Origin of the sequence: Paraburkholderia sp. MM5496-R1 (assembly GCF_050436205.1) — a bacterium.
In the GTDB taxonomy this organism is placed as follows: Bacteria; Pseudomonadota; Gammaproteobacteria; order Burkholderiales; family Burkholderiaceae; genus Paraburkholderia; species Paraburkholderia tuberum.
In genome coordinates, this window is record NZ_JBNDLT010000003.1 from 1183425 (window position 1) to 1207830 (window position 24406).

Genomic DNA, 24406 nt, shown 5'->3' on the forward strand with positions numbered 1-24406 from the left:
ATCGCGACGATCGACGATGAAACCTGCACGTAGAGCGCTTTTTGCGGGAATTGGCCTCAAGCCGCCCATCGGCCTGCCGTTAACCCTGGTGTACCTCCGTTATCCATTGTTCCCAGGTGTCCACGATGTTCAGCAAGATCAAGGTCGCATCCGGCCTGCTATGTGTTCTGGCCGCGTTCTGCGTCTTCCAGCTCGTCACGGTAGGGTTGGGCTTCTGGTCACTGACGCGCACGCACGACGACGTCGGCGATCTGTCGAACATCGCGCTGAAGCAGGTCGACGCGGTCAACCAGACGACGCAGCGCCTGATGGACGCGCGCATCAACCTGTCGCGTGCCGGCACGCGCATGGTGCGCGGGGGCACCGAGCCCACGGACATCGTGCAGCACGCTCGCGAACAGCTCGCCGCCGCCGATCAGTCTTTCGCGGCCTTCATGAGCGCGCAGAAGACCAGCGACGAAAACAGCGCGCGCGCCGCCGCGCTCGCCGAACGCTACAAGACGCTGCATGGCGCGCTCGCGGAGCTCGCGCAGTATCTCGACTCGAACAACATCCAGGCCTTCCTCGATCAGCCGACGCAGTCGTTTCAGGACGCCTATCTGGCGGAAGTGCACAACTTTGGGCAATTCGGCGACGCCGCGAGCCGCGCGTCGCTCGATTCGATCGATGCGCGCGTGGCGGCGTTTCGCATCGTCAGCGTGGTGATTTTGCTCGTGCTCGTCGCCGGCACGCTCGCCGTCTATACGGCGCTGCGCCGCGGCGTCGTGGCACCGCTCGAGGAAGCGGGCCGCCACTTCGAGCGCATCGCCCAAGGCCGTCTCGATCAACCGATCGCCGCACGCGGCAGCAACGAGATCGGCCGTCTGTTCTCGGGCCTCGCGACGATGCAGGCAAGCGTCGCACGCACCGTCAAGAGCGTGCGCGAATCGGCCGACTCGATCCATCTTGGCGCCAACGAGATCGCGACCGGCAACGCCGATCTGTCGGCGCGCACCGAAAACCAGGCGGCATCGCTCGAGGAAACGGCATCGAGCATGGAGGAACTCACAGCGACCGTGCGCCAGAACGCCGATCATGCGCGCGAAGCCAATGCGCTCGCCGAGACCGCGCTTGACGCGACGTCGCGCGGCAGCGAAGTCGTCAATCAGGTGGTCGACAAGATGCGCGGCATCGCGCAGAGCTCCGACAAGATCGCCGAGATCATCTCTGTGATCGACGGCATCGCGTTCCAAACCAACATCCTCGCGCTGAATGCCGCCGTCGAGGCGGCGCGCGCGGGCGAGCAGGGCCGCGGCTTCGCGGTCGTGGCCGGCGAAGTGCGCGGCCTCGCGCAACGCAGCGCGCAGTCGGCGAAGGAAATCAAGACGCTGATCAGCGAATCGGTCGCGGAGATACAGGGCGGCTCGACGCTCGTCGAGCGCGCCGGCGAAGCGATGAGTCATGTGTCGGCGTCGATCTCGCGCGTCACGCAGATGATGGCCGAAATCAGCGCGTCGTCGCTCGAGCAGAGCACCGGCATCGAGCAGGTGAATCAGGCGGTCGTGCAGATGGACGAGATGACGCAGCAGAACGCGACGCTCGTCGAGCAGGCCGCGGCGGCGGCGGCTTCACTACATCAGCAAACCGAGCAATTGAAACAGGCCGTTTCCGTGTTCGAAATTTCTGAAAGTGTGTTGCGTACGCAACAGCGCGGAGCACTGTCCGTCGCAAACGCAGAATTCGCATTAACCGGAATGCATGCGCTTTAAAGCGGCGACGCTTGAAAACGGACGCAGAAATAGAAAATGGCCCGCGTAAAGCGAGCCATTTTGCATTAGACGCAAGCGCCTGTAGAGGCGCCTATCGTGACGTCCAAGTCTGTCTCAAAGTACCCGAAGGAACTTAGACCGGCTGGATGTTTGCAGCCTGCTTGCCCTTCGGGCCTTGCTTGACTTCGAACGACACTTTCTGGTTTTCCTGCAAGGACTTGAAGCCCGAAGACTGGATTTCCGAGAAGTGTGCAAACAGGTCTTCGCCGCCGTCGTCCGGGGTGATGAAGCCAAAGCCCTTTGCATCGTTAAACCACTTAACAGTACCTGTTGCCATTTTTGATCCAAATAAATGTTGTGTATTGCATCGCGACCGCGATCGCACCAATGCGAGAGCGAGCGCGAGGGGAGAGTTGTATCACGTCTTTATGACAGACGCCAATCAACCTGCGTCCGGGTATTCCCCGGTTTTGATGTTTTTTCGCGCTTTGAGAACGTCTGACGAGAACTTTTTTGCGCCAGGGTTTACCAGCAACATCAAATTTCTCTCGCGACCCGGCGGCGGACATTCGTCCGTGCGTGCCGCACTTTGTTGAGGCGATCAAGCGTGGAACTTCATCTATCACTGGCCAAATTCGGCTAAGTTCCCGCTCGAAATCCGGCGTCCACAGGCAGCGCCGCGTAGGCGGTGGCCAGATGATAAGGCGTCGTTGACGGCATGTCCGTACGTGCAATTTCGCCGCTCGATGTCTTGCATTCGAACCAGCCGTGTTCATGCAAAAAGCATCGCTGAAAACGTGCGATCTGTTGCGGCAGCGCCGCGCGCACAACCGGATCGTCGTGACTGGCGAGCGCGCGCAGATATTCCGTCTGCGCCCAGATCCGCTGGGTCGCGTCGCTGACCTTGCCAGCCTCGTCGAGCGATGCGCACACGCCGCCGTTGTCCGGGTCCACACCATGCTGCTGCGCGAAGGTGAAGGCGCGCGCCAGCGCGTCGGTTAGCCCCGTGCCGTCGAGCAGCGCGCCCGCCTGCCTGACCAACCAGTACCACTCGAACTGATGTCCCGGCTCCAGGCGGTTGCCGCTCGCGCCGATCGGCAATTCGGCGATACAGCCGCTCGGCGCATGCACGAAGTGTCGCGCGACCGCGCCAGCGAGGCGGCGCAACGCGGCGCCGAAGACGTTGTCGCGCGTCGCCTCGCAGGCGGCGAGCCACGCTTCGGTCAGGTGCATCAGCGGATTCTGCAACGGCGTGGCGGTGACCTTCGAAAAGTCGAGGTTGAGCGCGGCGTTGAACAGATCGCCGTCGGCCGCGAAGTTCGACTGGATCAGCGCGGTCGTGCTGTGCACGAGCTTCAGCGCGTCGAGGTCGTCGGAGCGCCGCGCGTATTCCGCGCACGCGAACACGACGAACGCGTGCGTGTAGAGGTCCTTGGTCGTGTCGAGCGGCAGGCCGAGCGCGTCGACGCTGTAGAACCATCCGCCGTGATCGGCGTCCCGAAAGGTGCGGGTCAGCGAATCGAACAGCACGCGCGCGTGTTCCATGTCGCCCGCTTGTGCAAACGTGAACAGCTGCCGCGCGCATGCCATCGCCCGATAGCGTTGCGCGGGTAGCGGCTCGCCTCCGGTGGCGTCGAGCGCTTCGTAGGGCAGCTGCAACGCGTGATTGAAGCCGGGTCCGCGCCACATCGGCAGCACCACGTTCGCGAAGTGCTCGCGCAGCGCGGTCGCGGCGGTGGTCGTCGAAGCAGGGGGAGGGGGCGTGCTTGGCATCGTCGGTTGGTTCGGGCGCGCAACGCGCGCAGTGTGTCGAGGCAGCGTTCAGGGCGGCGTTTCAGGATTTCGCTCGCCGAGACTGCTGCGGTGTACCTAGCATAAAGCAAACGCCTCGCGCTGACAGCGTGGGTCAAGCATCCGAAATGCTCGACGCCGACGCGGGGCGACAGACGCATCAGGCGCGACAGATGCACGAGCCGTATGGAATGCGCAACGCGAGGCGCCCTGAGCTGCTGCTGCCGCTCATTTCGGATAAGGAGGAACAACGATGTCCGGTAATCTCGAACTCATTTCCCGTCTCGTGCTGGCCGCGATGCTCGGCAGGGTGGTCGGCTACGAACGGGAGCGGTTGTCGTGGGCGGCGGGCTTGCGCACGCACATGTTGGTCTGCGTGGGCTCGGCGCTCATCATGATCGTGTCCGCGTAATTCGTGATGCAGCAAAGCGACGATGTGAACGAGTGCGACGAAGTGATCATCACGCTGCATCGCGTGTCGAATGCGGAATGCGGAATGCGAGTCGATCTGCGCTCGCCTTCGGCAATGAGAGGGCGTGCGGGAATTCCAGGGCGACGACGCGAGGTCGTGAAAGGCGCGAGGCGCGCGAAAGGGCGCAAATCGACGGGGAATGGCTTCGGCACGGGCGGAGCGCCATGCGACAATGCTGGCTCTAAATATTCCAATGGCAATGACAAGCGGCATCCGGCGCCCCGTTCCTGGCGACGACCGCTTTTTCCTCTATGGCAGATTCCGTAGCATCCCCGCAGTCCATGCCCCCGCGCGTCGCTTCGAAGAAGCAGCGCCAGGGCGCCGTCTCCACCGAAACCGAAAACAAGCTGGCGCGCGCGGCGCGCTCGGCGCAACGCCTCGCGCAACTGAGCGGCGTCGCGCGCGACGACAGCACGCTCGATCTGTTCCCCGACGATCCGACCCGCGCGACGCTCGAGGCGATGAATATCGACGTCCGCCAAGGCACGCTGCACGGCTTCGAACTGCCGGACGTGGTGCTGCAGGCGGTCGGCGTATTCGATGAACACGGGTTGCTCGACAAAACTGCGCGCCGCGCACCGCGTGCGGCGAAGCTGGATGCGCCGATGCCGGTGAACGGGCAGTTGAGCGGGTTTGACGTCGAGCCGGTGATGGCGGTTGCGGATGCGTCTGCAAACAAGCCCGCAAACGAGCCCGCAAACGAGCCCGCGAACGGCGCCCCCGACGGCTCAGCGCCGAACGCCGCAGCAAACACCGACGACAAGCCCGCGGCAACGTCGCGTGAGTCATCCGCGCCGCTCAGCTCGGCGATGGCCGCCGCGACCGTCGCGCGCAGCGTGACCGCGTTGCGCCAGGCGGCCGAAGCGGAGTTGGCTGCGACGGCGGGCGCGGGCAAGCCACAGCAGCGTTTCGCCGCGACGTTCGCGAAAGCCGCGACGGCATCGCGCGATGCCGCAGCGGCTACCGCCACGGCTTCCCTTGCAACGTCCGCTGCGACCGACGGCAGTAGCATGAGCCAGTCCGCCGACGAGCCCGCGACGCGTACGCAATCCGCCTCGCCAGAGGCCGTGACCACGAAACAGGACGACAAGCTCTCCGCCACCGCGCTGCTGACGACACCCCGGTCCTCGTCCGCAGACAACCACGCCGGATTCGCCACTTCCTCGCGTGACGCGCGCCGCACCGACGCGGCCGCCGCCGCGCTACGCTCGGAGCCGGAACTCGACCGCGCGCGTGCCACCGCGTTCGCCGATACGGTCGATGCGCTCTATGGCGTGATCGCCGATCAACGCCGCGCCGCGACCGATCATTCGCGGCGCGTGAAATGGATGCTGTCGATCGTGGTCGGTGCGCTGCTGGTGACAGTGGCGATCGGCATCGCGCAGACGCTGCTGCTGATGCGCCTCACGCGCGAGACGACGGCCCAGCAACACCGCATCGAACAGATGATGCAGAACCAGCAAGCGGCGATGGTGAGCCTGCTCGACGCGCATGCGGCGACAGCGAACGCCGCATCGGCGGCCGCCGCCACGACCCCCACCGCAGCGCCCCCCGCCGCGCCCCTACAGCCGAGCGCGACGCCGACGCGCGCGAGGCACGCTCGCGCTTCGCACCGGCGGCCGCCGAGTCACTAAACCGGGGACGTTGTCGCGATGCAACGCCTCCCGGCCCAATGACATCGCGGCAACCCGCCGCAGCGAAAATTTGCTGCAGTGCACTAGCTTTTCTCTAGGGAAAACCCCTATAATCGCAACTAAGGGAAAACCCTAGCAACGCAGTCACTAACCGGGAGTCGCCATGAGCTACATCTTTGCACTGTTCCAACAGGTCAGCGACCTCTTTGCGTCGCCCCATCTGCCGCTGGATTCGGACTACTCGTACGCAGCGCGTGCCCGTGAAGCAGAGCGTCTGCGCCGCGCGCAGGCCACGCTGTTCGGCATCAAGCTGACGGACTAAAAACCAGCCGCACCCTCCCGAGCGCGCCACAACGCGCCGGGGCGCGCACCCCGAGTGCGCTTTTCATTGAGCCACTATTCGCGAAACGCGGATCGTGGCTTTTTGTTTTTCGGGGCTCTCTTGTCGCGGTGCACCATTGCGCGACGAGACAGACGTACCACGCCAGGCCTCCAGTGTCTGTCCGACTCCTTGCGAATTATTTCCGGGCCGAAATGAATGTAACCAGCTTTCACGCTGATTCAGCGAGCCGAATGAAAGCATTGCCCGTAAACCTTTGTTGAATGAAGCGCAAAAGCGACACCGCGCTTCCATCAACAGGCCCCATCTATGAAATGCTCGCTTACAAGTGCTAACGTCTTCACGCGATCCGGGCCGCTAAAGTGAGTCTCAAGCGTACGGCGTCTGGTTCGGCTCACAAGCGAAGCGAATCGCACGATCCGAGCAAACACGGACGCTGGCCTGGAATAAAACTTTGACGGGAGGTCATTATGAAAAACTTTGGCAAGGCATCGCGCTCGCTGATCGCAACGCTGCTCGCGGGCGGCGCACTCGTCGCGGCTGGCAGCGCATTCGCGCAAGACCGCGTGATCGTCGAACACGGTCCGGCACCAGTCGTGTACGGCCAACCGCATATGATGCCGGTGGGCGTGTCGATCAACATCGGCTGGCACGGCGATCGTTACTGGGACGGCCACCGCTACTGGGAGCACGACGAGTGGATGCGCCATCATCCGCACGACTACGATCCGCACCACCACGGCGACGATCACCGCACCCCGCCCTCGCGCTACTAAAGCGCGCCTGATGGCGTCGCAACAGGCGGCGTGAGTCCACGAAGCCGGTCTTCCCTCGAGGGGAAGGCCGGCTTCGTCGCATTTGGGCGTGCGAGTCCGACCGTGGTATTGCGCGTGCTGCGCTATGCTTCGGGGCTTTCGGACCATTCGAGGGCGCGGACATGGGCGGACTCGACACGTTCGTCGACATCGCGTCGCATCTGATGCCGAAACTCGCGAAAGACGAGGACGTGATCGATCTGCTGCGCGCGCAGGTCGACGCGGGGCGTGTCGGCGTGCGCAGCGGCGCGGGGTTTCATGACTGGGATGAAGCGCGCATCGCGCGGGTAAAGGAAGGGCGCAAGTGCGTGATCGGGCGCGGCTAGTGCGGTATAAATAGCCGTTCCGTGCCTGGTACTCCGCCGCTTTTCGCGCTAACTGCCACACGCGTCGCAAGCGAACCTAAATCAACTCCAAGCCAGCCCCAAGCCACTTCATGCCTCACTACTTCTACGACCCCGCCGCCGGTCACGGCCTCCCGCACGATCCTTTCAAGGCGATCGTCGCGCCGCGGCTGATCGGCTGGATTTCGTCGCGCGATGCCGAAGGCACGCTCAATCTCGCGCCATACAGCTTTTTCGGCGCGTTCGCGACCTTTCCGCCGATCATCGGTTTTAGCAGCGAGGGCCGCAAGGACAGCCTCGCCAACATCGAGGCGACCGGCGAATTCGTTTGGAATCTCGCCACCCGGCCGCTCGCGGAGCAGATGAACCGCTCGTCGGCGCCGGTCGCGCCGCACGTCGACGAGTTCGCATTGGCCGGGCTCACGCCGGCGCCGGGCCGCAACGTGGCGGTGCCGCACGTGGCCGAATCGCCGGCGGCGCTCGAATGCAAGCTGCTGCAGATCGTGCGTCTGCATGATGTCGACGGCAAGCCGATGGACAACTATCTGTCGCTCGGCCAGGTGGTCGGCGTGCATATCGACGGCGCGTATCTGAAGGACGGCCTGTTCGATACGCACGCCGCGCAGCCGATCATGCGCGCGGGTTATCGCGCCGACTATGCGCAGATCGGCGAGATGTTCCAGATGATCCGGCCAACGGCCTGAACTGGCCCTCAGCGGCTTCCGCTGAGTAGCGGATCGCTCAGGGTGTCACCGGCGGCGGCTTGCGTGGGGACTGCGCGGACGTTATTGCCGCGGAGTCACTGTTGCCGCTCCCGCCCACGGGCGCATCCACTTCAACCTCGACGACCGCAGCCGCGACCGGCGCGGCCGCCGTGACTTCCGCCGCAATCGCCGCGGGCACCGGCTGGATCGGGCGCGCACGCGAGCTGACGAGCACCGCGCGCGGTTCATTGTCGTAAATCACGGCCCGCACGCGCGGATAAATCTCCCGCTCCCAGCGACGTCCGCTGAACACGCCGTAGTGGCCGACGCCCGTTTGCACGTGATGCGTCTTCAGATACGGCCGCAGACGATCGCACATGTCCTGCGCGGCGAGCGTCTGACCGACCGCGCAGATATCGTCCTTTTCACCTTCCACGGTCAGCAATGCGGTGCGGCGAATCTTCGACGGCTCCACCAGACGCCCCTCGACTTCGAGCGCGCGTAACGGCAGCGCATGCTGCTGGAACACGGTGTCGACGGTCTCCAGATAGAAGTCGGCGGTCAGATCCATCGTCGCGAAGTACTCTTCGTAGAACGTGCGAATCGTGTCGGCTTTCTGCGGATCGCCCTTGCCGCGCTCGTAGTACATCGTTTCGAACGAGTCGGCGTGGCGGCTCGGATTCATCGCCATGAACGCGGCCAGCTGCACGAAACCCGGATACACGCGACGCTGCGCGCCGGCAAACCCGAACGGCACCGCGCTGATCAGATTGCGCTCGAACCACTCGATCGGCCGGCTCCTGGCCAGTTCGTTGACGCGCGTTGGATTGATGCGCGTGTCGATCGGGCCGGCCATCAGCGTCATGCTGGCCGGCTGCGCGGGATGGTCGTCGGCGGCCATCAGCGCGACGGCGGCGAGCGCCGCGACGGTCGGTTGACAGACCGCGAGCAGATGCGTGCCGGACCCGATCGCCGCGGTGAAGTCGATCACGTGGCGCACGAATTCGTCGAAGCCGAAGCGGCCTTCGCCGAGCGGCACATCGCGCGGGTTGTGCCAGTCGGTGATATAGACGTCGTGCTCGGTCAGCATCGTGCGCACGGTTGCGCGCAGCAGCGTCGCGAAGTGGCCCGACATTGGCGCGATCATCAGCACGCGCGGCTGCGGCGTTGAAAGCACGGCGTCCTTGCGAAAATGCAGGAGCGAGCAGAACGGCGTGCGCGCGACGACTTCCTCGACCACCGCGACCGGCTCGCCTTCGGTGACGACGCTATCGATGCCGAACGGCGGCCGCTTCGGCGTGAGTCCGCCGAGCATCAGAAGTTCGCACGTCGCGCGCAGCGAGCGTCCGTGCGGCGTAGCGGCGAATGCGGACCACGCATCGAGCGAACGGTTCGCCAGCGCCGCGCCGTGCCGCAACGGTAGCAGCAGGTCGGCGCAGGCCTGATAGGCAGGATAGGCGAACAGATTCATACTTTCACTCGAATGCGCCAGAAAGACAGGAACTCGAATAAAAGCAAGTGGTGCGCCAGGCGCTGGCGCGCGTTGCCCTGTATCGCGTCATATCTGCGTGGGTCGGCATATCACTTGCATGCGTAGGCGAAATGGGCCGGCCTTGCCGCACTTTGGTGCGCGCGCGCACCGCGGCGTGCATGGGTGCAGGCACGCGCGGCGCGATGCCCGATCTGGAGGACACACGTATGGGAAATACTACGCTCACGATCAGCAGCAGGAATTATTCGTCGTGGTCGCTGCGCGGCTGGCTGCTGACGAAGTTCAGCGGCTTGCCGTTCGAAGAAATCGTGGTGCCGATCGACGACCCCGCGACGCGCGCCGAACTACTGCTGCTGTCGCCGTCGATTCTGGTGCCATGCCTCGTGCACGACGGCGTCAAGGTTTGGGACACGCTGTCGATCGCCGAATATCTGCACGAGCTGAAGCCGCAAGCCGCGCTGTTGCCGCACGAGATCCGCGCCCGCGCGCATTGCCGCTCTATCTGCGGCGAGATGCATTCGGGGTTTGCGTCGTTGCGTTCGGCGCTGCCGATGAATCTGAAGGCGCATTTCCCGGGCTTCAAGGTATGGGCGCGCGCGCAATCGGATATCGAGCGGATCGTGACGATCTGGCGTGAATGTCTGAAGGAGTACGGCGGCCCGTTCCTGTTCGGCGAGCGGACCGCCGCGGACGCGATGTACGCACCGGTGGTTACGCGTTTCGTGACCTATGACGTGCAACTCGATCCGGATATGGTCGAATACGGGCAGCGCATCATGGCGCTGCCCGAAATGCGCGAGTGGATCGCGCTCGCGCGTCAGGAGGTCGAGGAGATCGATGAACTGGACGTCGAGTTCTGAGCGCGGCGGCCGCCGTCCGCCGCCGTCCACATTAAGCAGATCCGTCAGCCGCGCTCGCCTTCGAGCTTGAACACGCTGACCAGCTGCGCGAGCCGCGCAGCTTGCTCGCGCAACTCGGCCGCCGCGGCTTGCGCATCGACGACGATCGTCGCATTCTGCTGCGTCGCCTCGCCGATCTGCGTGACCGCCAGGTTGACCTGCTCGATGCCGCCCGACTGCTCGCGCGACGCGACATTGATCTCGCTCATGATCGCGCGGACCTGACCGACCTGAGTGACGATTCCCTGCATCGTCGCGCTCGCTTCTTCGGCAATGCGAAAACCGCTGTCGACGTTCGCGCTCGACGCCGCGATCACCCCCTCGATCTCCTTCACCGCCGCCGCGCTGCGCTGCGCGAGCGCGCGCACTTCCGACGCGACGACCGCGAAGCCCTTGCCGTGCTCGCCCGCGCGCGCCGCTTCGACGGCCGCGTTCAACGCGAGGATGTTGGTCTGGAAGGCGATGCCCTCGATCACCGTCGTGATCTCGGCGATCTTCTGCGATGAGCGGCCGATCTCGCCCATCGTCGACACCACGCGCTCGACCGCGCGGCCGCCTTCGAGCGCGGCGTCGGCGGCGTGGGTGACGAGGGTGTTCGCTTCGGTCGCGTGATCGGCATTCTGCTGCACGGTCGACGTGATCTGCTCCATGCTCGCCGCGGTTTCTTCGAGGCTGCTCGCCTGGGTCGCGATGCGCATCGCGATGTCGCCGCTGCCGGTGGCGATCTTCTCGGTGCCCGCCGACATGTCGGCCGACGCGTTGCGCACCTGCGCGACGATGCGCGCGAGGCCTTCGCCGATGCCGTCGATCGCCAGCATCAGGCGGCCGATCTCGTCGGCGCGCGCGCGGCCGTGCTGCGCGACGCGCACGCTCAGATCGCCCGCGGCGAGACGCTCCGACGCACGCGCGGCTTCGTCGAGCGGACGGCTGACGAGCCGCCGCACCGCGACGAGGAACACGATCGCGAACAGGCCGACCAGCGCGAGGCCGAGCAGCAGGAAGGCGTTGCGGGTGCGCACGACCTCGGCCATCACTTCGTCGCGCGGCGCGACGCCGCCGACGAGCCACTGCCACTCCGGCACCGTGACGAACGACACGAACTTGTCGCGGGCGTCGCTCTCGCCGAGCGTCGAGTCGGCCGAGCGGTAGTCGAGCTCGCCCTGCTTCATGTCGAGCATGCGCTGATACGGCGCGTTGGCGTCGTCGGCTTTCTGGCCCGCGGCGGCCGGATGCACGAGCAGCTTGCCGCGCTCCGCGCCGCTCGACGCGTCGAGCACGAAGTAATAGCCGCCCGCGCCGATCTTCAGCGCGTGAATGCCGTCCTGGACCGACTGGATCTCCTTGTCCACGTCGACGCCGACGAACAGCGCGCCGATCACGCGGCCGCTCGCGTCGGCGATCGGCCGGTACTGCGTGATCATGCGCTTGCCGAACAGCATGGCGAGGCCGGTGTACGAGCGGTTCGCGAGCAGCGGCGCATACGCCGGCCCCTTGCGGTCGAGCAGCGTGCCGACCGCTCGGGTGCCGTCCTGCTTCTTCAGCGAGGTGGTCACGCGCACGAAGTCGTCGCCGCTGCGCGCAAACACGGTCGCGACCGCGCCGCTGCGTTCGAGGAACTGGTCGGGAATCGTGAAGTCGAGATTCAGCACCTTGCCGCCGGCCTTGAAAGTCGGCGTCGCGGTGCTCCCGATGTCGACTTTCTGCGTGTCGTCGAGCGAGAAGTCGGTGGGCAGGAAGCTCGCGAACAGCGCCATCGACCGATCGACTTCGGCCGACAGCGCCTTGTCGAACAGCTCGATCATCGCGGCGATCGAGCGGTCTTTTTCGGCGATGCGGGCGAGCACCTGGTCGCGCACCTGGTCGCCGGCGGCGCGCGCGAGCGCCCACGCGAACGTGCTGAAAATCAACGCGACCAGCACGCACGAGAGCACGGCAAGCCGCGCGCCGACGCTGGCGCGGCGCAAGAAGAGAGAGTTCATGGGCAGGCGCGAAAAGGGGACAGGCGACGCGCGGGGCGGGCATGGCCGCGAACGGCATCGATTTACTGGTTTACGGCTCGGGAGACGGCGGCTTTAGGGCGACTGAAAGCCGCCCGTAATGGGATGAAAGGGGCCACAACGGGCCCCCGAAAGAAGGACGAGGCGGAATGCGGAAGGTGTTGCTGCGTTGCTCAGCGCACCGGATCGACGGTTCGGCCGGGCGCGCTTCGCCACGTCCGCAACAACAACGCATTGGTGACGACGCTGACGCTCGAAAACGCCATCGCCGCGCCCGCGAGCATCGGATTCAGCAAGCCGAACGCGGCCAGCGGAATGCCGATCAGGTTGTAGACGAATGCCCAGAACAGGTTCTGCTGGATCTTGCGCCAGGTTCTGCGCGAGATGTCGATCGCGTCGGCGACGAGCGCCGGGTCGCCGCGCATCAGCGTGATGCCGGCGGCGTGCATGGCGACGTCGGTGCCGCTCGCCATCGCGATGCCGATGTCGGCGGCGGCGAGCGCGGGCGCGTCGTTGATGCCGTCGCCCGCCATCGCGACGATGCCGGCGTGGCGCATCTTCAGGTCGCGGATCACGCGGGCTTTGTCGTCGGGCAGCACCTCGGCGTGGAATTCGTCGATGCCGAGCGCCCGCGCGACGCTCGCCGCACTGCCGCGGTTGTCGCCAGTCACGAGCACGCTGCGGATGCCCATCTGCGCGAGCCGCGCGACGGCCGCGCGCGCGGTCGGCTTCACCGTGTCGCCGAACGCGATCAGCGCGAGCGCTTCGGGGGCGTGAGGCGCGCGCGTCATCAGCCACGACACCGTGTTGCCCGCCGCTTCGAGTTCCTGCGCGCGCGCGGCAAGCGCGCTCGGCAGCGCGATGTCGAGCTCGCGCAGCCAGCGCGTGCTGCCGAGGGCGAGCGTGCGGCCGTCGACGTCGGCTTCGACGCCCCGGCCAGCGACGGCGCGAGCGGCGGTGGCGCTTGGCCCGCCCTCGTGTTCGCCGGCCATTTGCCCGAGCTGAGCCTCGTGCGCGCGCATCACCGCTCGCGCGAGCGGATGATCGCTATGCCGCTGCACCGCCGCCGCGAGCGCGAGCGCTTGGTCGCGGCTCAAGCCGCCGATCGGCTCGAACGCCGTTACCGATGGTTGGCCGAGCGTCAGCGTGCCGGTTTTGTCGAACGCGACAATCGACACGCGATGCGCGATTTCCAGCGCTTCCGCGTCCTTGATCAGCACGCCGTGGCGCGCGGCGACGCCGGTGCCGGCCATGATCGCGGCGGGCGTCGCGAGGCCGAGCGCGCAGGGGCAGGCGATTACCAACACCGCGACCGCGTTCAGGATCGCGGTTTGCGCGCCCGCGGCGGCGAGCAGCCAGCCGATCAGCGTCAGCGCGGCGAGCGCGAGAATCGTCGGCACGAAGACTTCGCTGACGCGGTCGACGAGCCGCTGGATCGGCGCCTTCTCGGCCTGCGCGCTTTCGACGAGCCGGATGATGCGCGCCAGTGTGGTCTCCGCGCCGATCGCGGTGGTCGTCACCACGAGCGCGCCTTCGCCGTTGATCGAGCCGGCCGTAACGGCGTCGCCGGTCTGCTTCGGCACCGGCAGGCTTTCGCCGGTGATCAGCGCTTCGTCGATATGCGTGCGGCCTTCGAGCACCGCGCCGTCGACCGGTACGCGCTCGCCCGGCAGCACGATCACGACGGTGCCGACCCGCACCTGCGCGAGCGGCACCTCGCGTTCGCCGGCGCCGTCGCGGATGCGCGCGCGCTCGGGGCGCAGCGCGTTGAGCGCGCGGATCGCGTCGGTGGTCTGGCGCTTGGCGCGCGCCTCGAGCCACTTGCCGAAGCGCACCAGCGTGATCACGACCGCCGATGCCTCGAAGTACAGATGCATCGTGTCGGCCGGATGCATCGCGAGTTCGTAGACGCTGATGCCGTACGCCGCCGATGTGCCGAGCGCGACCAGCAGGTCCATGTTGCCCGCGCCGGCGCGCACCGCGCGCCAGGCTGCGCGATAGAAGCGCGCGCCGAATACGAACTGCACGATCGACGCGAGCACGAATTGCAGCCAGGCTGGCAGCATCGCGTGGAGGCCGAACCATTCGCCGAACATCGGTGCGACGAGCGGCAGCGTCAGCAGCGCGGAAGCAACGACGCTCGCGAGGTCGCGGCGGGTTTGAATCCGCTTGCGGTCGACGACGGGGGCGTGGGTCGTGTCGAGGATGTCGCTTTCGTCGCCGGTCGCGGCGATAGCTGCCGTTGTCTCGGCTGGAGCGGCTGCAGCGGGCGGCGCGCTCAGCGTCGCTTCGAAGCCGGCTTTCCTGACGGCGGCGATCAGCGCGCCGCTATCGGCGGATGCGGTGCCTTGCGGATGAGCGGTGGCGGTTTCGGTCGCCAGATTGACCGACGCGCGCGCGACCCCAGGCACCTTCGCGAGCGCTTTTTCGACGCGCAACGCGCAGGCTGCGCAGCTCATGCCGCCAATCTCCAGTTCAATGGTTCCCGGCGTCGCGGCGGGTGTCGCGGTTTGCGTCGCGCTTGGCGCGGCAAGCTCGGCGTTCGCGACCGGCGTCGCTTCGTATCCGGCCTTGCGCACGGCATCGGCCAGTTGCTGAGGCCCGAGCGTCGTGTCGCTTTCCACGCGGGCGCGCTCGGTCGCGAGATTCACCGACGCGCGCGCCACTCCCGGCAGCCTGGTCAGTGCTTTTTCGACGCGGCTCGCGCAAGACGCGCAAGTCATCCCGCCGATGTCGAGTTCGACGACGCGCGTGGGCGAAGAAGAAGCGACAGCGTCGGCGGGGCGCTGCGGGTTGGCAAGTGCGGTCATGGCAGGCGAGGCTCGTGGCGGCATTGGGCCGCATCGTGAATCCAGTATCGACCTTCCCATGACGGGAAGGTCAAGGCTGATTATGCGGCCGCCGTCAGAACGCCGGCGGCGCATCGAGCATCGCCTGTCCCACCGCCTTCTGTTGATCGCCGTCGCGCGCGAGCAGCGTTTGCGCGGCGCCGCGCCGGTCTTCGGCCGCCTTGTTCTGCCCGAGCTTCCATTTGCCGACGAGCCGCGTTACCTCGATCTCCATACCGACGATCGCGCCGAGCATCTGCGCGATGTAGTCGGCGGGCGCGTCGCCCATCTTCCATGGCACCGGCTCGCCGGCTTCCATCTCGCGCGTGAGTCGCGCGACGAGACCGCGCACGAACGATTCATCGTCATGCACCACGATCCTGCCATGTGCATGCACGACCATATAGTTGTAGGTCGGCACCTGCTTGTGCGTTTCGTGTTTGCTCGGATACCAGCTCGGGGAAATATAGGCGGCCGGCCCCTGGAAGATCACGAGCGCTTCGGGATGGGTCGCGGCTTCCTGCCAGACGGGGTTCGCCCGCGCGACGTGCGCGCGCAGCACCAGACGTGACGAATCCGCCGCATCCGCCTGCGCCTCGAACGGCAGATGATTCGCATCGAGCCCGTTGGGGCCGTGCGTAATCAGCGCGCCGAACGGGTGCTCGGCGATCAGGCGATGAAGAACCCCTGGACGGTTCTCTTCGAAATGGGCGGGCATGTACATTGAAGTATTCCGAATGCAGGAGGACGAAAGAGTGGAGGCGAACGGCCAGGCTGGCGGATCGACGAATGCGCGAATCAAAAAAGCATGGCGCGCTCGCGCGAGCCGTTGGCGCGGGAACATAATGTGACAGCGACGCCGATTGTCACATCGGTGACGCGCCTGCGCGCTGTCAGCCACAATTCCCTGCTTTGTGCTTGCCTGACTAGCAAGGATACGATACAACGCGATGTTGTCGGAATCGCAATCCGCGGACTCGCTGCGCAGTGTTTCGGGAGAACCGCGCATGCACCAGGCGCTGCACACCGGCATCCCCCATAGGACTGCACGTTCCGCACTCTGAACGAATGATAAAAAATCTCCGAGAACTGTTTTTGCTTCAACGAACCTGCGCGTCGCTCGCGGGTCTGGCACTGCTGGCCGGCTGTGCGTCGACCCCGACCGCGACGCAACAACGCACCGGCTGGATCAAGGACGAAGTCGCCGACTCCTACGTATTCGGCTATCCGCTCGTGGTGATGAGCGCCGCGCGCGATGCGGCGGTCGGCACCGAGCCGGGTCAGGCGCCTTTCAACACGCTGCGTCACGCGCAGGCGCTGCCGCCGATCGGCGCGACCAATCCGCCGCAGCCGAGCCTCGACACGCTCGACTCGACCGGCTGGCTCGACCTTGCCGCCGAGCCGGTGATCCTGGCGCTACCTGATTCGCATGGCCGTTATGTCGATGCGCGCGTGCTCGACATGTGGACCAACGTCGCGTGGTCGACCGGGCCGCAGTTCGCCGCGGGCACGGGCACCGTGAAGGGCTTGCGCGCGCAGACGATCGCGTTCGTCGCACCGGGCTGGAAGGGCGAGCTGCCGAAGGGCGCAAAGCGCGTCGAAGTGCCGACGCGCAACGCATGGATCAGCGTGCGCATCCAGTCGAACGGCGCGCACGATCTGAACGCGGTGCGCAAGCTGCAGCACGCGATCCGTCTGGAGCCGCTGAGCGTGTTCGTCGGCGACGCGGAGCCGGCGGTGCCGCCGCGCGGGTACGCAAGCGGCGCCGCGGGCCCGAGCGGCACGCCGGCGCAGCAGGTCGCCGCGCTCGACGCGAGCGGCTTCTTCGGCCGTCTCGCCGACGCGTTGCCTGACAATCCGCCGACACCGGCCGATCCGCACGCGCTCAAATTTCTCGCCGATCTCGGCGTGACGCCGGGCGATCCTGTGAAGCTGCCGAAGTCATCCGATGCGCTCGCGGCCGGTCTCGCCGACGGTCGCGATCGCGTCGCGACGCCGCCGTCGAATCTGCTGAGCGCGAACGGCTGGAGCTGGTTCGGCGATACCGTCGGCAACTACGGTCCCGACTATGGGTTGCGCGCGTATGCGGCGAGCACACAGTTGGGCCTCGGTACGAAGGACGACGAAGTACGCGCGTTCGTCACGCAGGACAGCGACGGCAACACGCTGAACGGCGCGAATCGCTATGTGATCCACTTCGCGGCGAACCAGCTGCCGCCCGTGCGCGGTTTCTGGACGATCACCGCGTATACGAAGGATGGCGCGCTGAGCGAGAACGCGCCGGCACGGCTCGCGGTTGGCGATCGCAATGGCGCGCGCCGCAATCGCGATGGTTCGCTCGACGTGGTCGTGTCGTCGACGCGCAGCCGGACCGGTAACTGGCTGCCCGCACCGCGCGCGGACATGCAACTGGTGCTACGCCTGTATGCGCCGAAGCCGCAAGCCACCGACGGCAGCTGGCAGCCGCCGCCGGTCGTGCGGCAATGATGTGAACGGCGCGCGGGCAAACCGCGCGCCGTCCGGTTTTGTTATCTGACGCTCGCGAAAATCTCGTTCGCGGGAAAGCCAGTCAGTCAGCAGCACGAATCGTCAAGGCGGGCCTGACATTCCTGTCTAACCATTGATTCACGCCTTATACTGCCGCTTGCGGGATTTCTGTTTTTCGCGGCGGGCTTGCCGCCGCATTCCTCCACATCGAGCATGGCAAGCCTCAATAAAGCATCGTTAGCCTCGTCCATACAGACCGTGCGCGCAGTCGCGCAGTCGCGCCGTACGCGACGGATTCTCGTCGGTCTGCTGATCTTCGTCGTCGTATTCGGCCTGCTCGGCTTTTTCGCGGCGCCGCCGCTGATTCGCCACATCGCCAGCCAGCAACTGAGCAAGCAGCTCGACCGGCCGGCGTCGATCGGCCGCATCGCGCTCAATCCGTACACACTGCGTTTCGAGGCCGACAACGTGCATATCGGCGAGCGCGGCGGCGCGGGCGACTTCGTCGATATTTCGCGGCTCATCGTGAAGCCGTCGTGGAGTTCGCTGTTTCGCGGCGCGCCCATCGTCGACGAAGTGCAGGTCGATTCGCCGCGCTTTCATATCGTTCGCCTCGATGCGCAGCACTTCAATTTCAGCGACCTGATCGAGAAATTCGCGAATCAGCCGGCAAAACCGAATAGCAAGCCGACGCAGTTCTCCGTCTCCAACATTCGCGTCGAAAACGGCCAGATCAGGTTCGACGACCGGCTGCTCGGCACGAGCCACGTGATCGATCAATGGAAGCTCGGCATTCCGTTCATCGCGACGCTGCCGTCGAAGACCGATATCTTCGTCGAGCCGCTGCTGCGCGCGCGCATCGACGGCGACAGTCAGCTCGCGATCGACGGCAGGACCAAGCCGTTCGCGGCATCGCGCGAGTCGGAAGTGTCGCTGCGCTTCAGCGAGCTCGACGTGCCGAAGCTGGTGTCTTACGCGCCGTCGAAGCTGCCGGTGATCGTGCAGTCGGGCAAGCTGTCCACCGACCTGAAGCTGAACTTCGAGATGTCGAACGACACGCCGTCGCTGCGCGTCGCCGGCACCGTCGATCTGAACGACGTCAACGTGCAGGATCAGGGCAAGGCGCCGTTTTTCGCGGCGCGCGCCGTGCATGTGGCGGCGGCATCGCTCGAACCGTTGAAGAGCATCTATCACTTCGACGATATCCGCATCGACGCGCCGAGCGCGAGCCTCGCGCGCGACAAGGACGGCGTATTGAGCGTCGAGCATATGTTCGCGCCCGCGCCGGAAAAAACCACGGCAAAGGAAACCGCGGACGCGAATGCCAACGCCAAAACCACCGCCGCCGAAAAGGCGGCCCCGCCGTTCGACGTCGCGATCAAACGTTTCACACTCAACGACGGCACCGTGAACGTACACGACGAAGCCGTGTCGCATCCGGTAGAAGCCGGGCTGCAAAACCTCGCGGTTACGCTGACCGATTTCTCGACGCTCGCGTCGGCGCCAGCGCACTACACGCTGAACACGAACCTGAAGAACAACGGCGGTTCGCTCGCCGCCGATGGCACGGTCGGCCTCGCGGCGAAGACGGCGAGCGCGAAGCTCGATCTGAAGTCGCTGAAGCTGCCGCCGTTGCAGCCGTATCTGGATACCGCGACGTCCGCGCAGGTGCTCGACGGTGCGTTGTCCGCGACGACGAATATCGACGCGAACTGGTCGAAGTCGCCGATGGCGCTGACGGTCGCGGACACGCAGCTGGACATGCAGGCGGTGAAGCTCGCGGCGCGCGGCGGCAAGACGCCGGTGATCTCGCTCGCGCAGGGCAACGTGGTAGTCAAACAGGTCGACGTCGCGGCGCGCACGGCCGACGTGACGAGCGTAGACGTAACCGGTCTCGCGGTCGACGCGCAGCGCCTGAAGGACGGCACCATCAATCTGGATGCGCTCGCGAGGGCGCATCAACAGGCGACGGAGCGCACGGCGATCCACGCGGCGAAACAAGCGCAGGCCGAAGGCCCCGCATGGCGCTACAAGATCGCCGAATTGACGCTCAAAGACGCGACCGCCGATTTCACCGACAACACGACGCCGCAGCCGGTCAAGCTGAGCTTTACGCCGGTGCAGCTGAAGGTGCGGCAGATCAGCGACGACTTGGGCCGTCCGCTGCCGGTCGACCTGCAGGCGACGTTGAACAAGAAGGGCACGCTCGCCGTGAAGGGCGACGTGACCGCGACGCCGCTAAAGCTGGCCGTCAAGATCAACGCGAACCAGCTCGACGCGGCCGCGTTCGAGCCGTACTTCGGCAGCAAGCTGAACGCGACGCTCGCAAGCGCGCTGCTGAACGCGAACGGCGATCTCGCGGTCACCCAGGCTAAGTCGCTGAAAGCGAACTTTCGCGGCGACATGGCGCTCGTCGCCGTGCGCATGCTCGACAAGGTGACGTCGGACCCGTTCGCGGGCTGGGGCTCGCTCGCGCTGTCGAACCTGAAGGCCGATTACGACGAGCACGGCACCGTCGTCGACGCGGGCCGCGTGACGTTCTCGAAGTTCTATGGGCGTGTACTGCTCGACGCGCAAGGCAAGCTGAATCTGAAGGATGTGGTCGCGCACGAGGGCGGTACGACGCAGTCGCTGACGCGCGACAAGAGCGGCTCGCACCCGATTCCGCTGACGCCCGAGGCGGTGTCTGAGGCAGTCGCGGCGTCGGCGCCGGTCGCGGCATCTGCTGCAACGCCCGGCAAGCCTGCCGCCACGGCCGTCGCCAGCGCCACGGCCGCGACGCCGCCAGCAAACCCGGTCAAGATGCACGTCGGGCAACTGGTGTTGCAGCAGGGCCGCGTGACCTATACCGACAACTTCGTCAAGCCGAACTACACGGCGAACCTTGTCGCCATTCAGGGCACGATCGGCGCGTTCGGTACGGAATCGACGACGCCCGCGCCGGTCGACGTGGCCGCGAAGCTCGCGGCCAACGGTCCGCTGACGATCCGCGGCACCATCAATCCGCTGATCGCGAAACCGGCGCTCGATCTGACCGCGAGCGCGCACGACATCGAGCTGACCAACCTGACGCCGTATTCGGCGAAATACGCGGGCTATCCGATCACGAAGGGCAAGCTCAACGTCGATCTGCATTACAAGCTCGAGAACGACCAGCTGAACGCGAACAACCACCTGTTCATCGATCAACTGACGTTCGGCGATCACATCGACAACGACACCGCGACCAAACTGCCGGTGCGTTTCGCGATCTCGCTGCTGAAGAACTCGCGCGGCGAGATCGACGTGAACCTGCCAGTGTCGGGCTCGTTGTCGAACCCCGAGTTCAGCATCGGCGGGCTGATCTGGCATGCGGTGCTCAATCTGCTCGAAAAGGCGGTGACCGCGCCGTTCTCGCTGATCGCGCACGCGTTCGGCGGCAATGGTGAGGACCTCGGTTACGTCGAATTCGAGGCCGGCTCGGCGACGCTCACCGATGCCGACAAGCAGAAACTCGACACGATCGTGAAGGCACTCACCGACAAGCCGTCGATCCGCATGGACCTGATCGGACGCGTCGATCCGAAGGTCGACGAGCCGGCGCTGCGCACGCAGTACGTCGATCAGATGGTCAAGCGGCAGAAGATCAAGGACACGGTGGGTAATGGTGAGAGCGTCGATCCGTCGACGGTCACGGTCGATCAGAAAGAGTACGACAAATATCTGACCAAGGCCTACAAGTCCTCCGACTTCAAGAAGCCGCACAACTTCATCGGCATGACGAAGACGCTGCCCGACGACGATATGAAGAGCGCGCTCGCGGCCAACGCGCCGATCGACGACGCGAGCTTGCGGCAACTCGCGCAGCGGCGCGCGCAGAGTGTGCAGCAGTACCTGCAAGGCAAGGTCGACAGCAGCCGCGTGTTTATCGTCGCGCCGAAGATGAATGCCGACGACATCAAGGACAAGGGTGCGACGACGCGGGTCGATTTCGGCTTGAAGTGATGGAGGAGTCGCGGCGCGGCGCGGCGCGCGAGCCGTGGCGTTCGGCGAGCCGATAAAAAAAAGCCCGACCTGAGGTCGGGCTTCAAAGTCGGCTGCGCCCTCCACAGGACGCAGCCCCTGCAAAACAGCGAGGCTGTATGCGTTGCCGCGAGGCTTAAGCAGCCAGCAGCGAGCGCAGCACGAACGGCAGAATCCCGCCGTGCTTGTAGTAGTCGACTTCAATCGGCGTGTCGATACGCAGCAGCACCGGAACGCGCTTGTCGCCGTCCTTGCCGTGGATCACGAGCGTGACTTCCTGTTGCGGCTTGAAGTCGTCGCCGAGGCCTTCGATGTCGTACGTTTCTTCGCCGGTGATGCCGAGCGACTGCACGCTATCCGAGCCCTTGAACTGCAGTGGCAGAACGCCCATGCCGACCAGGTTCGAACGATGGATCCGCTCGAAGCTGCGTGCGACCACAGCTTTCACGCCCAGCAGTTGCGTGCCCTTGGCCGCCCAGTCGCGCGATGAGCCCGTGCCATACTCTTCGCCCGCGAACACGACGGTCGGCGTATCGGCGTCGATGTACTTCATCGCTGCGTCATAGATGGACAGCTGTTCGCCGCTCGGCTGGTGAATCGTCAGGCCGCCTTCGATGCGCGAGCCGTCCGCCTTCGCCGGGATCATCAGGTTCTTGATACGGACGTTCGCGAACGTGCCGCGCATCATCACGTCGTGGTTACCGCGCCGCGAGCCGTAGCTGTTGAAGTCGGCCTTTTGCACGCCGTTTTCCTTCAACCAGCGGCCTGCCGGCGAGTCTTCCTTGATCGAGCCTGCCGGGCTGATGTGGTCGGTCGTGACCGAGTCACCGAAGATGCCCAACGCGCGTGCGCCCTTGACCGGCGCGATGCTGGAAGCCGGCGTCATCGAGAAGTCCTTGCCGAAGAACGGCGGCTCGGCGATGTAGGTCGACTTCGGCCAGTCGTAGACCTGACCTTCTTCGCCCTCGATCTTGCTCCACAGATCGCCCTTCTTCGTGAGCTGCGAGTAGTTCTTGCGGAACGCGTCGGCATCCATCGCGTACTTCAGCAGCGCGTTGACTTCTTCGCTGGTCGGCCAGATGTCGCCGAGGTAGACGTCCTTGCCGCCCTTGCCCTTGCCGACCGGCTCGGTCATCAGGTCGCGCGTGATGTTGCCGGCGATCGCGTATGCCACGACGAGCGGCGGCGACGCGAGGAAGTTCGCGCGGATGTTCGGGTGGATACGCGCTTCGAAGTTACGGTTGCCCGACAGCACCGCTGCCGCGACGATGTCGTGCTTCGTGATCGCGTCGTTTAGTTCCGGCGTCAGGTCGCCCGCGTTACCGATACAGGTCGTGCAGCCGTAAGCGGCCAGCGTGAAGCCGAGCTTGTCGAGGTACTTCAGCAGGTCGGTCTTCGTCAGGTACTCGGTGACGATACGCGATCCCGGCGCCAGCGACGTCTTGATGTGCGGAGCGACCGTCAGGCCAGCTTCGACAGCCTTCTTCGCAAGCAGACCGGCGGCCAGCAGCACGCTCGGGTTCGACGTGTTCGTGCACGACGTGATCGCGGCGATCAGCACGTCGCCGTTCTTGACGTCGACGCCGTTGCTCGTCGTGTATTGCGCGTCGAGATCGGCGGCCTTCTTCGCAAAGCCGTTTTCGGCGACCGGCTTCGAGAACAGGTCGGTGAAGGTCGACTTCACATGGCCGATCTCGATGCGGTCCTGCGGACGCTTCGGGCCTGCCAGCGACGGCGCGACCGTCGCGAGATCCAGCGTGACGACCTTCGTGTAATCGATATCGCCTTCGCCCGGAATGCCGAACAGCTCCTGCGCCTTGAAGTAGTTTTCGAAAGCCGCGATTTCCGCGTCCGTGCGGCCCGTGCCGTGGAAGAAGTCGATGGTCTTTTCGTCGACCGGGAAGAAGCCCATCGTTGCGCCGTATTCCGGCGCCATGTTGCCGATCGTCGCACGGTCCGGCACCGACAGCGAGCGCGTGCCTTCGCCGAAGAACTCGACGAACTTGCCGACGACCTTCTCCTTACGCAGCAGTTCGGTGATCGTCAGCACGAGGTCGGTCGCAGTCACGCCTTCGATCAGCTTGCCCTTCAGGTGCACACCGACGACGTCCGGCGTCAGGAAATACACCGGCTGGCCGAGCATGCCTGCTTCGGCTTCGATACCGCCCACGCCCCAGCCGACCACGCCGATGCCGTTGATCATCGTCGTATGGCTGTCCGTGCCGACCAGCGAATCCGGGTAGTACACGGTGTCCGCGCCGTCGGCCTTCTTGTGCACGCCGCGCGCGAGGTACTCGAGGTTCACCTGGTGAACGATGCCGACGCCCGGCGGCACGACCTTGAACGTGTCGAACGCCTGCATGCCCCACTTCATGAACTGATAGCGCTCGTTGTTGCGCTGGAACTCCAGCTTCATGTTCAGGTCGAGCGCGTTCTTCTCGCGGAAGTGGTCGATCTGCACCGAGTGGTCGACGACCAGATCGACCGGCACCAGCGGCTCGATCGACTTCGGGTTCTTGCCGATGGCCTTCGCGACGCCGCGCATCGCGGCGATGTCGGCGAGCAGCGGCACGCCGGTGAAGTCCTGCAGCACGACGCGCGACACGACGAACGGAATTTCGTCGACGCGCGCCGCGGTCGGCTTCCAGTTCGCGAGTTGCGTGACATGTTCTTCGGCGACTTTCTTGCCGTCGTAGTTGCGCAGCACCGATTCCAGCACGATACGGATCGAGACCGGCAGGCGGTCGATCTTGAGGTTCAGAGCTTTGCCGAGTTGCGGCAGGGAGTAGAACTTGCCTTTGCCGGAACCGCTGTCGAATTCCTTGAGCGTTTTGTGGAGGTTGTGGGCCATGG

Annotated in this window: 15 protein-coding genes and 2 pseudogenes; 10 read left to right on the plus strand and 7 right to left on the minus strand. The window is 65.4% G+C overall.

The window, feature by feature from the left end:
* Positions 1–125 precede the first annotated feature (125 nt).
* Complete coding sequence (locus OKW38_RS31805; RefSeq protein WP_429364836.1) at positions 126–1748, plus strand: methyl-accepting chemotaxis protein; 1623 nt, start codon at positions 126–128, stop codon at positions 1746–1748.
* A gap of 133 nt (positions 1749–1881) precedes the next feature.
* Here the strand turns inward: OKW38_RS31805 and OKW38_RS31810 are convergent, their stop codons facing one another.
* Both OKW38_RS31810 and OKW38_RS31815 read right to left on the minus strand, forming a co-directional pair.
* On the minus strand, positions 1882–2085 hold the full coding sequence (locus tag OKW38_RS31810) for a cold-shock protein (protein ID WP_018424088.1): 204 nt from the start codon (positions 2083–2085) through the stop codon (positions 1882–1884).
* Between the two features lie 302 nt (positions 2086–2387).
* Complete coding sequence (locus tag OKW38_RS31815; protein ID WP_429364838.1) at positions 2388–3521, minus strand: AGE family epimerase/isomerase; 1134 nt, start codon at positions 3519–3521, stop codon at positions 2388–2390.
* Positions 3522–3792: 271 nt separating this feature from the next.
* Between OKW38_RS31815 and OKW38_RS31820 the strand changes: the two are divergent.
* The 6 genes and pseudogenes from OKW38_RS31820 to OKW38_RS31845 all read left to right on the plus strand — a co-directional run.
* Positions 3793–3948 (plus strand): annotated as a pseudogene (locus OKW38_RS31820) (MgtC/SapB family protein); the annotation flags it as partial.
* Between the two features lie 314 nt (positions 3949–4262).
* Positions 4263–5645, plus strand: coding sequence for a hypothetical protein (locus tag OKW38_RS31825; protein ID WP_429364840.1), 1383 nt, complete (start codon positions 4263–4265; stop codon positions 5643–5645).
* A 163-nt stretch (positions 5646–5808) separates the two neighbouring features.
* The gene (locus tag OKW38_RS31830) at positions 5809–5967 is read left to right on the plus strand and encodes a hypothetical protein (protein WP_167368734.1); all 159 of its coding nucleotides are present in this window, start codon (positions 5809–5811) and stop codon (positions 5965–5967) included.
* A 488-nt stretch (positions 5968–6455) separates the two neighbouring features.
* On the plus strand, positions 6456–6761 hold the full coding sequence (locus OKW38_RS31835; RefSeq protein ID WP_429364842.1) for a hypothetical protein: 306 nt from the start codon (positions 6456–6458) through the stop codon (positions 6759–6761).
* 128 nt (positions 6762–6889) lie between these two features.
* Positions 6890–7126 (plus strand): annotated as a pseudogene (locus OKW38_RS31840) (3-hydroxyacyl-CoA dehydrogenase family protein); the annotation flags it as partial.
* Between the two features lie 110 nt (positions 7127–7236).
* Entirely contained in the window at positions 7237–7848 is a 612-nt protein-coding gene (locus OKW38_RS31845) for a flavin reductase family protein (RefSeq protein WP_429364844.1), read from the plus strand.
* Positions 7849–7885: 37 nt separating this feature from the next.
* On the opposite strand, the gene OKW38_RS31850 is transcribed toward OKW38_RS31845, so the two are convergent.
* Positions 7886–9319: a polyhydroxyalkanoate depolymerase gene (locus tag OKW38_RS31850; RefSeq protein ID WP_429364846.1), complete on the minus strand. Its 1434-nt coding sequence runs from the start codon at positions 9317–9319 to the stop codon at positions 7886–7888.
* Between the two features lie 227 nt (positions 9320–9546).
* Between OKW38_RS31850 and OKW38_RS31855 the strand changes: the two genes are divergently transcribed.
* A complete protein-coding gene (locus OKW38_RS31855) occupies positions 9547–10200 on the plus strand; it encodes a glutathione S-transferase family protein (RefSeq protein WP_090810346.1) in 654 nt (217 codons plus the stop codon).
* Positions 10201–10244: 44 nt separating this feature from the next.
* Here the strand turns inward: OKW38_RS31855 and OKW38_RS31860 are convergent, their stop codons facing one another.
* From OKW38_RS31860 to OKW38_RS31870, 3 genes are all read right to left on the minus strand, one after another.
* Positions 10245–12218, minus strand: a complete 1974-nt coding sequence (locus OKW38_RS31860) for a methyl-accepting chemotaxis protein (RefSeq protein WP_429364848.1) — start codon at positions 12216–12218, stop codon at positions 10245–10247.
* A 191-nt stretch (positions 12219–12409) separates the two neighbouring features.
* The gene (locus OKW38_RS31865) at positions 12410–15046 is read right to left on the minus strand and encodes a heavy metal translocating P-type ATPase (RefSeq protein ID WP_429364850.1); all 2637 of its coding nucleotides are present in this window, start codon (positions 15044–15046) and stop codon (positions 12410–12412) included.
* 94 nt (positions 15047–15140) lie between these two features.
* Complete coding sequence (locus OKW38_RS31870) at positions 15141–15788, minus strand: FMN-binding negative transcriptional regulator (protein WP_429333096.1); 648 nt, start codon at positions 15786–15788, stop codon at positions 15141–15143.
* Between the two features lie 344 nt (positions 15789–16132).
* Between OKW38_RS31870 and OKW38_RS31875 the strand changes: the two genes are divergently transcribed.
* Together OKW38_RS31875 and OKW38_RS31880 are read left to right on the plus strand one after the other, a co-directional pair.
* Complete coding sequence (locus OKW38_RS31875; protein ID WP_429364852.1) at positions 16133–17551, plus strand: DUF1254 domain-containing protein; 1419 nt, start codon at positions 16133–16135, stop codon at positions 17549–17551.
* Positions 17552–17764: 213 nt separating this feature from the next.
* On the plus strand, positions 17765–21535 hold the full coding sequence (locus OKW38_RS31880) for a DUF748 domain-containing protein (protein WP_429364854.1): 3771 nt from the start codon (positions 17765–17767) through the stop codon (positions 21533–21535).
* A gap of 154 nt (positions 21536–21689) precedes the next feature.
* On the opposite strand, the gene acnA is transcribed toward OKW38_RS31880, so the two are convergent.
* A complete protein-coding gene (gene acnA / locus OKW38_RS31885; RefSeq protein WP_429364856.1) occupies positions 21690–24404 on the minus strand; it encodes an aconitate hydratase AcnA in 2715 nt (904 codons plus the stop codon).
* Positions 24405–24406: the final 2 nt, after the last annotated feature.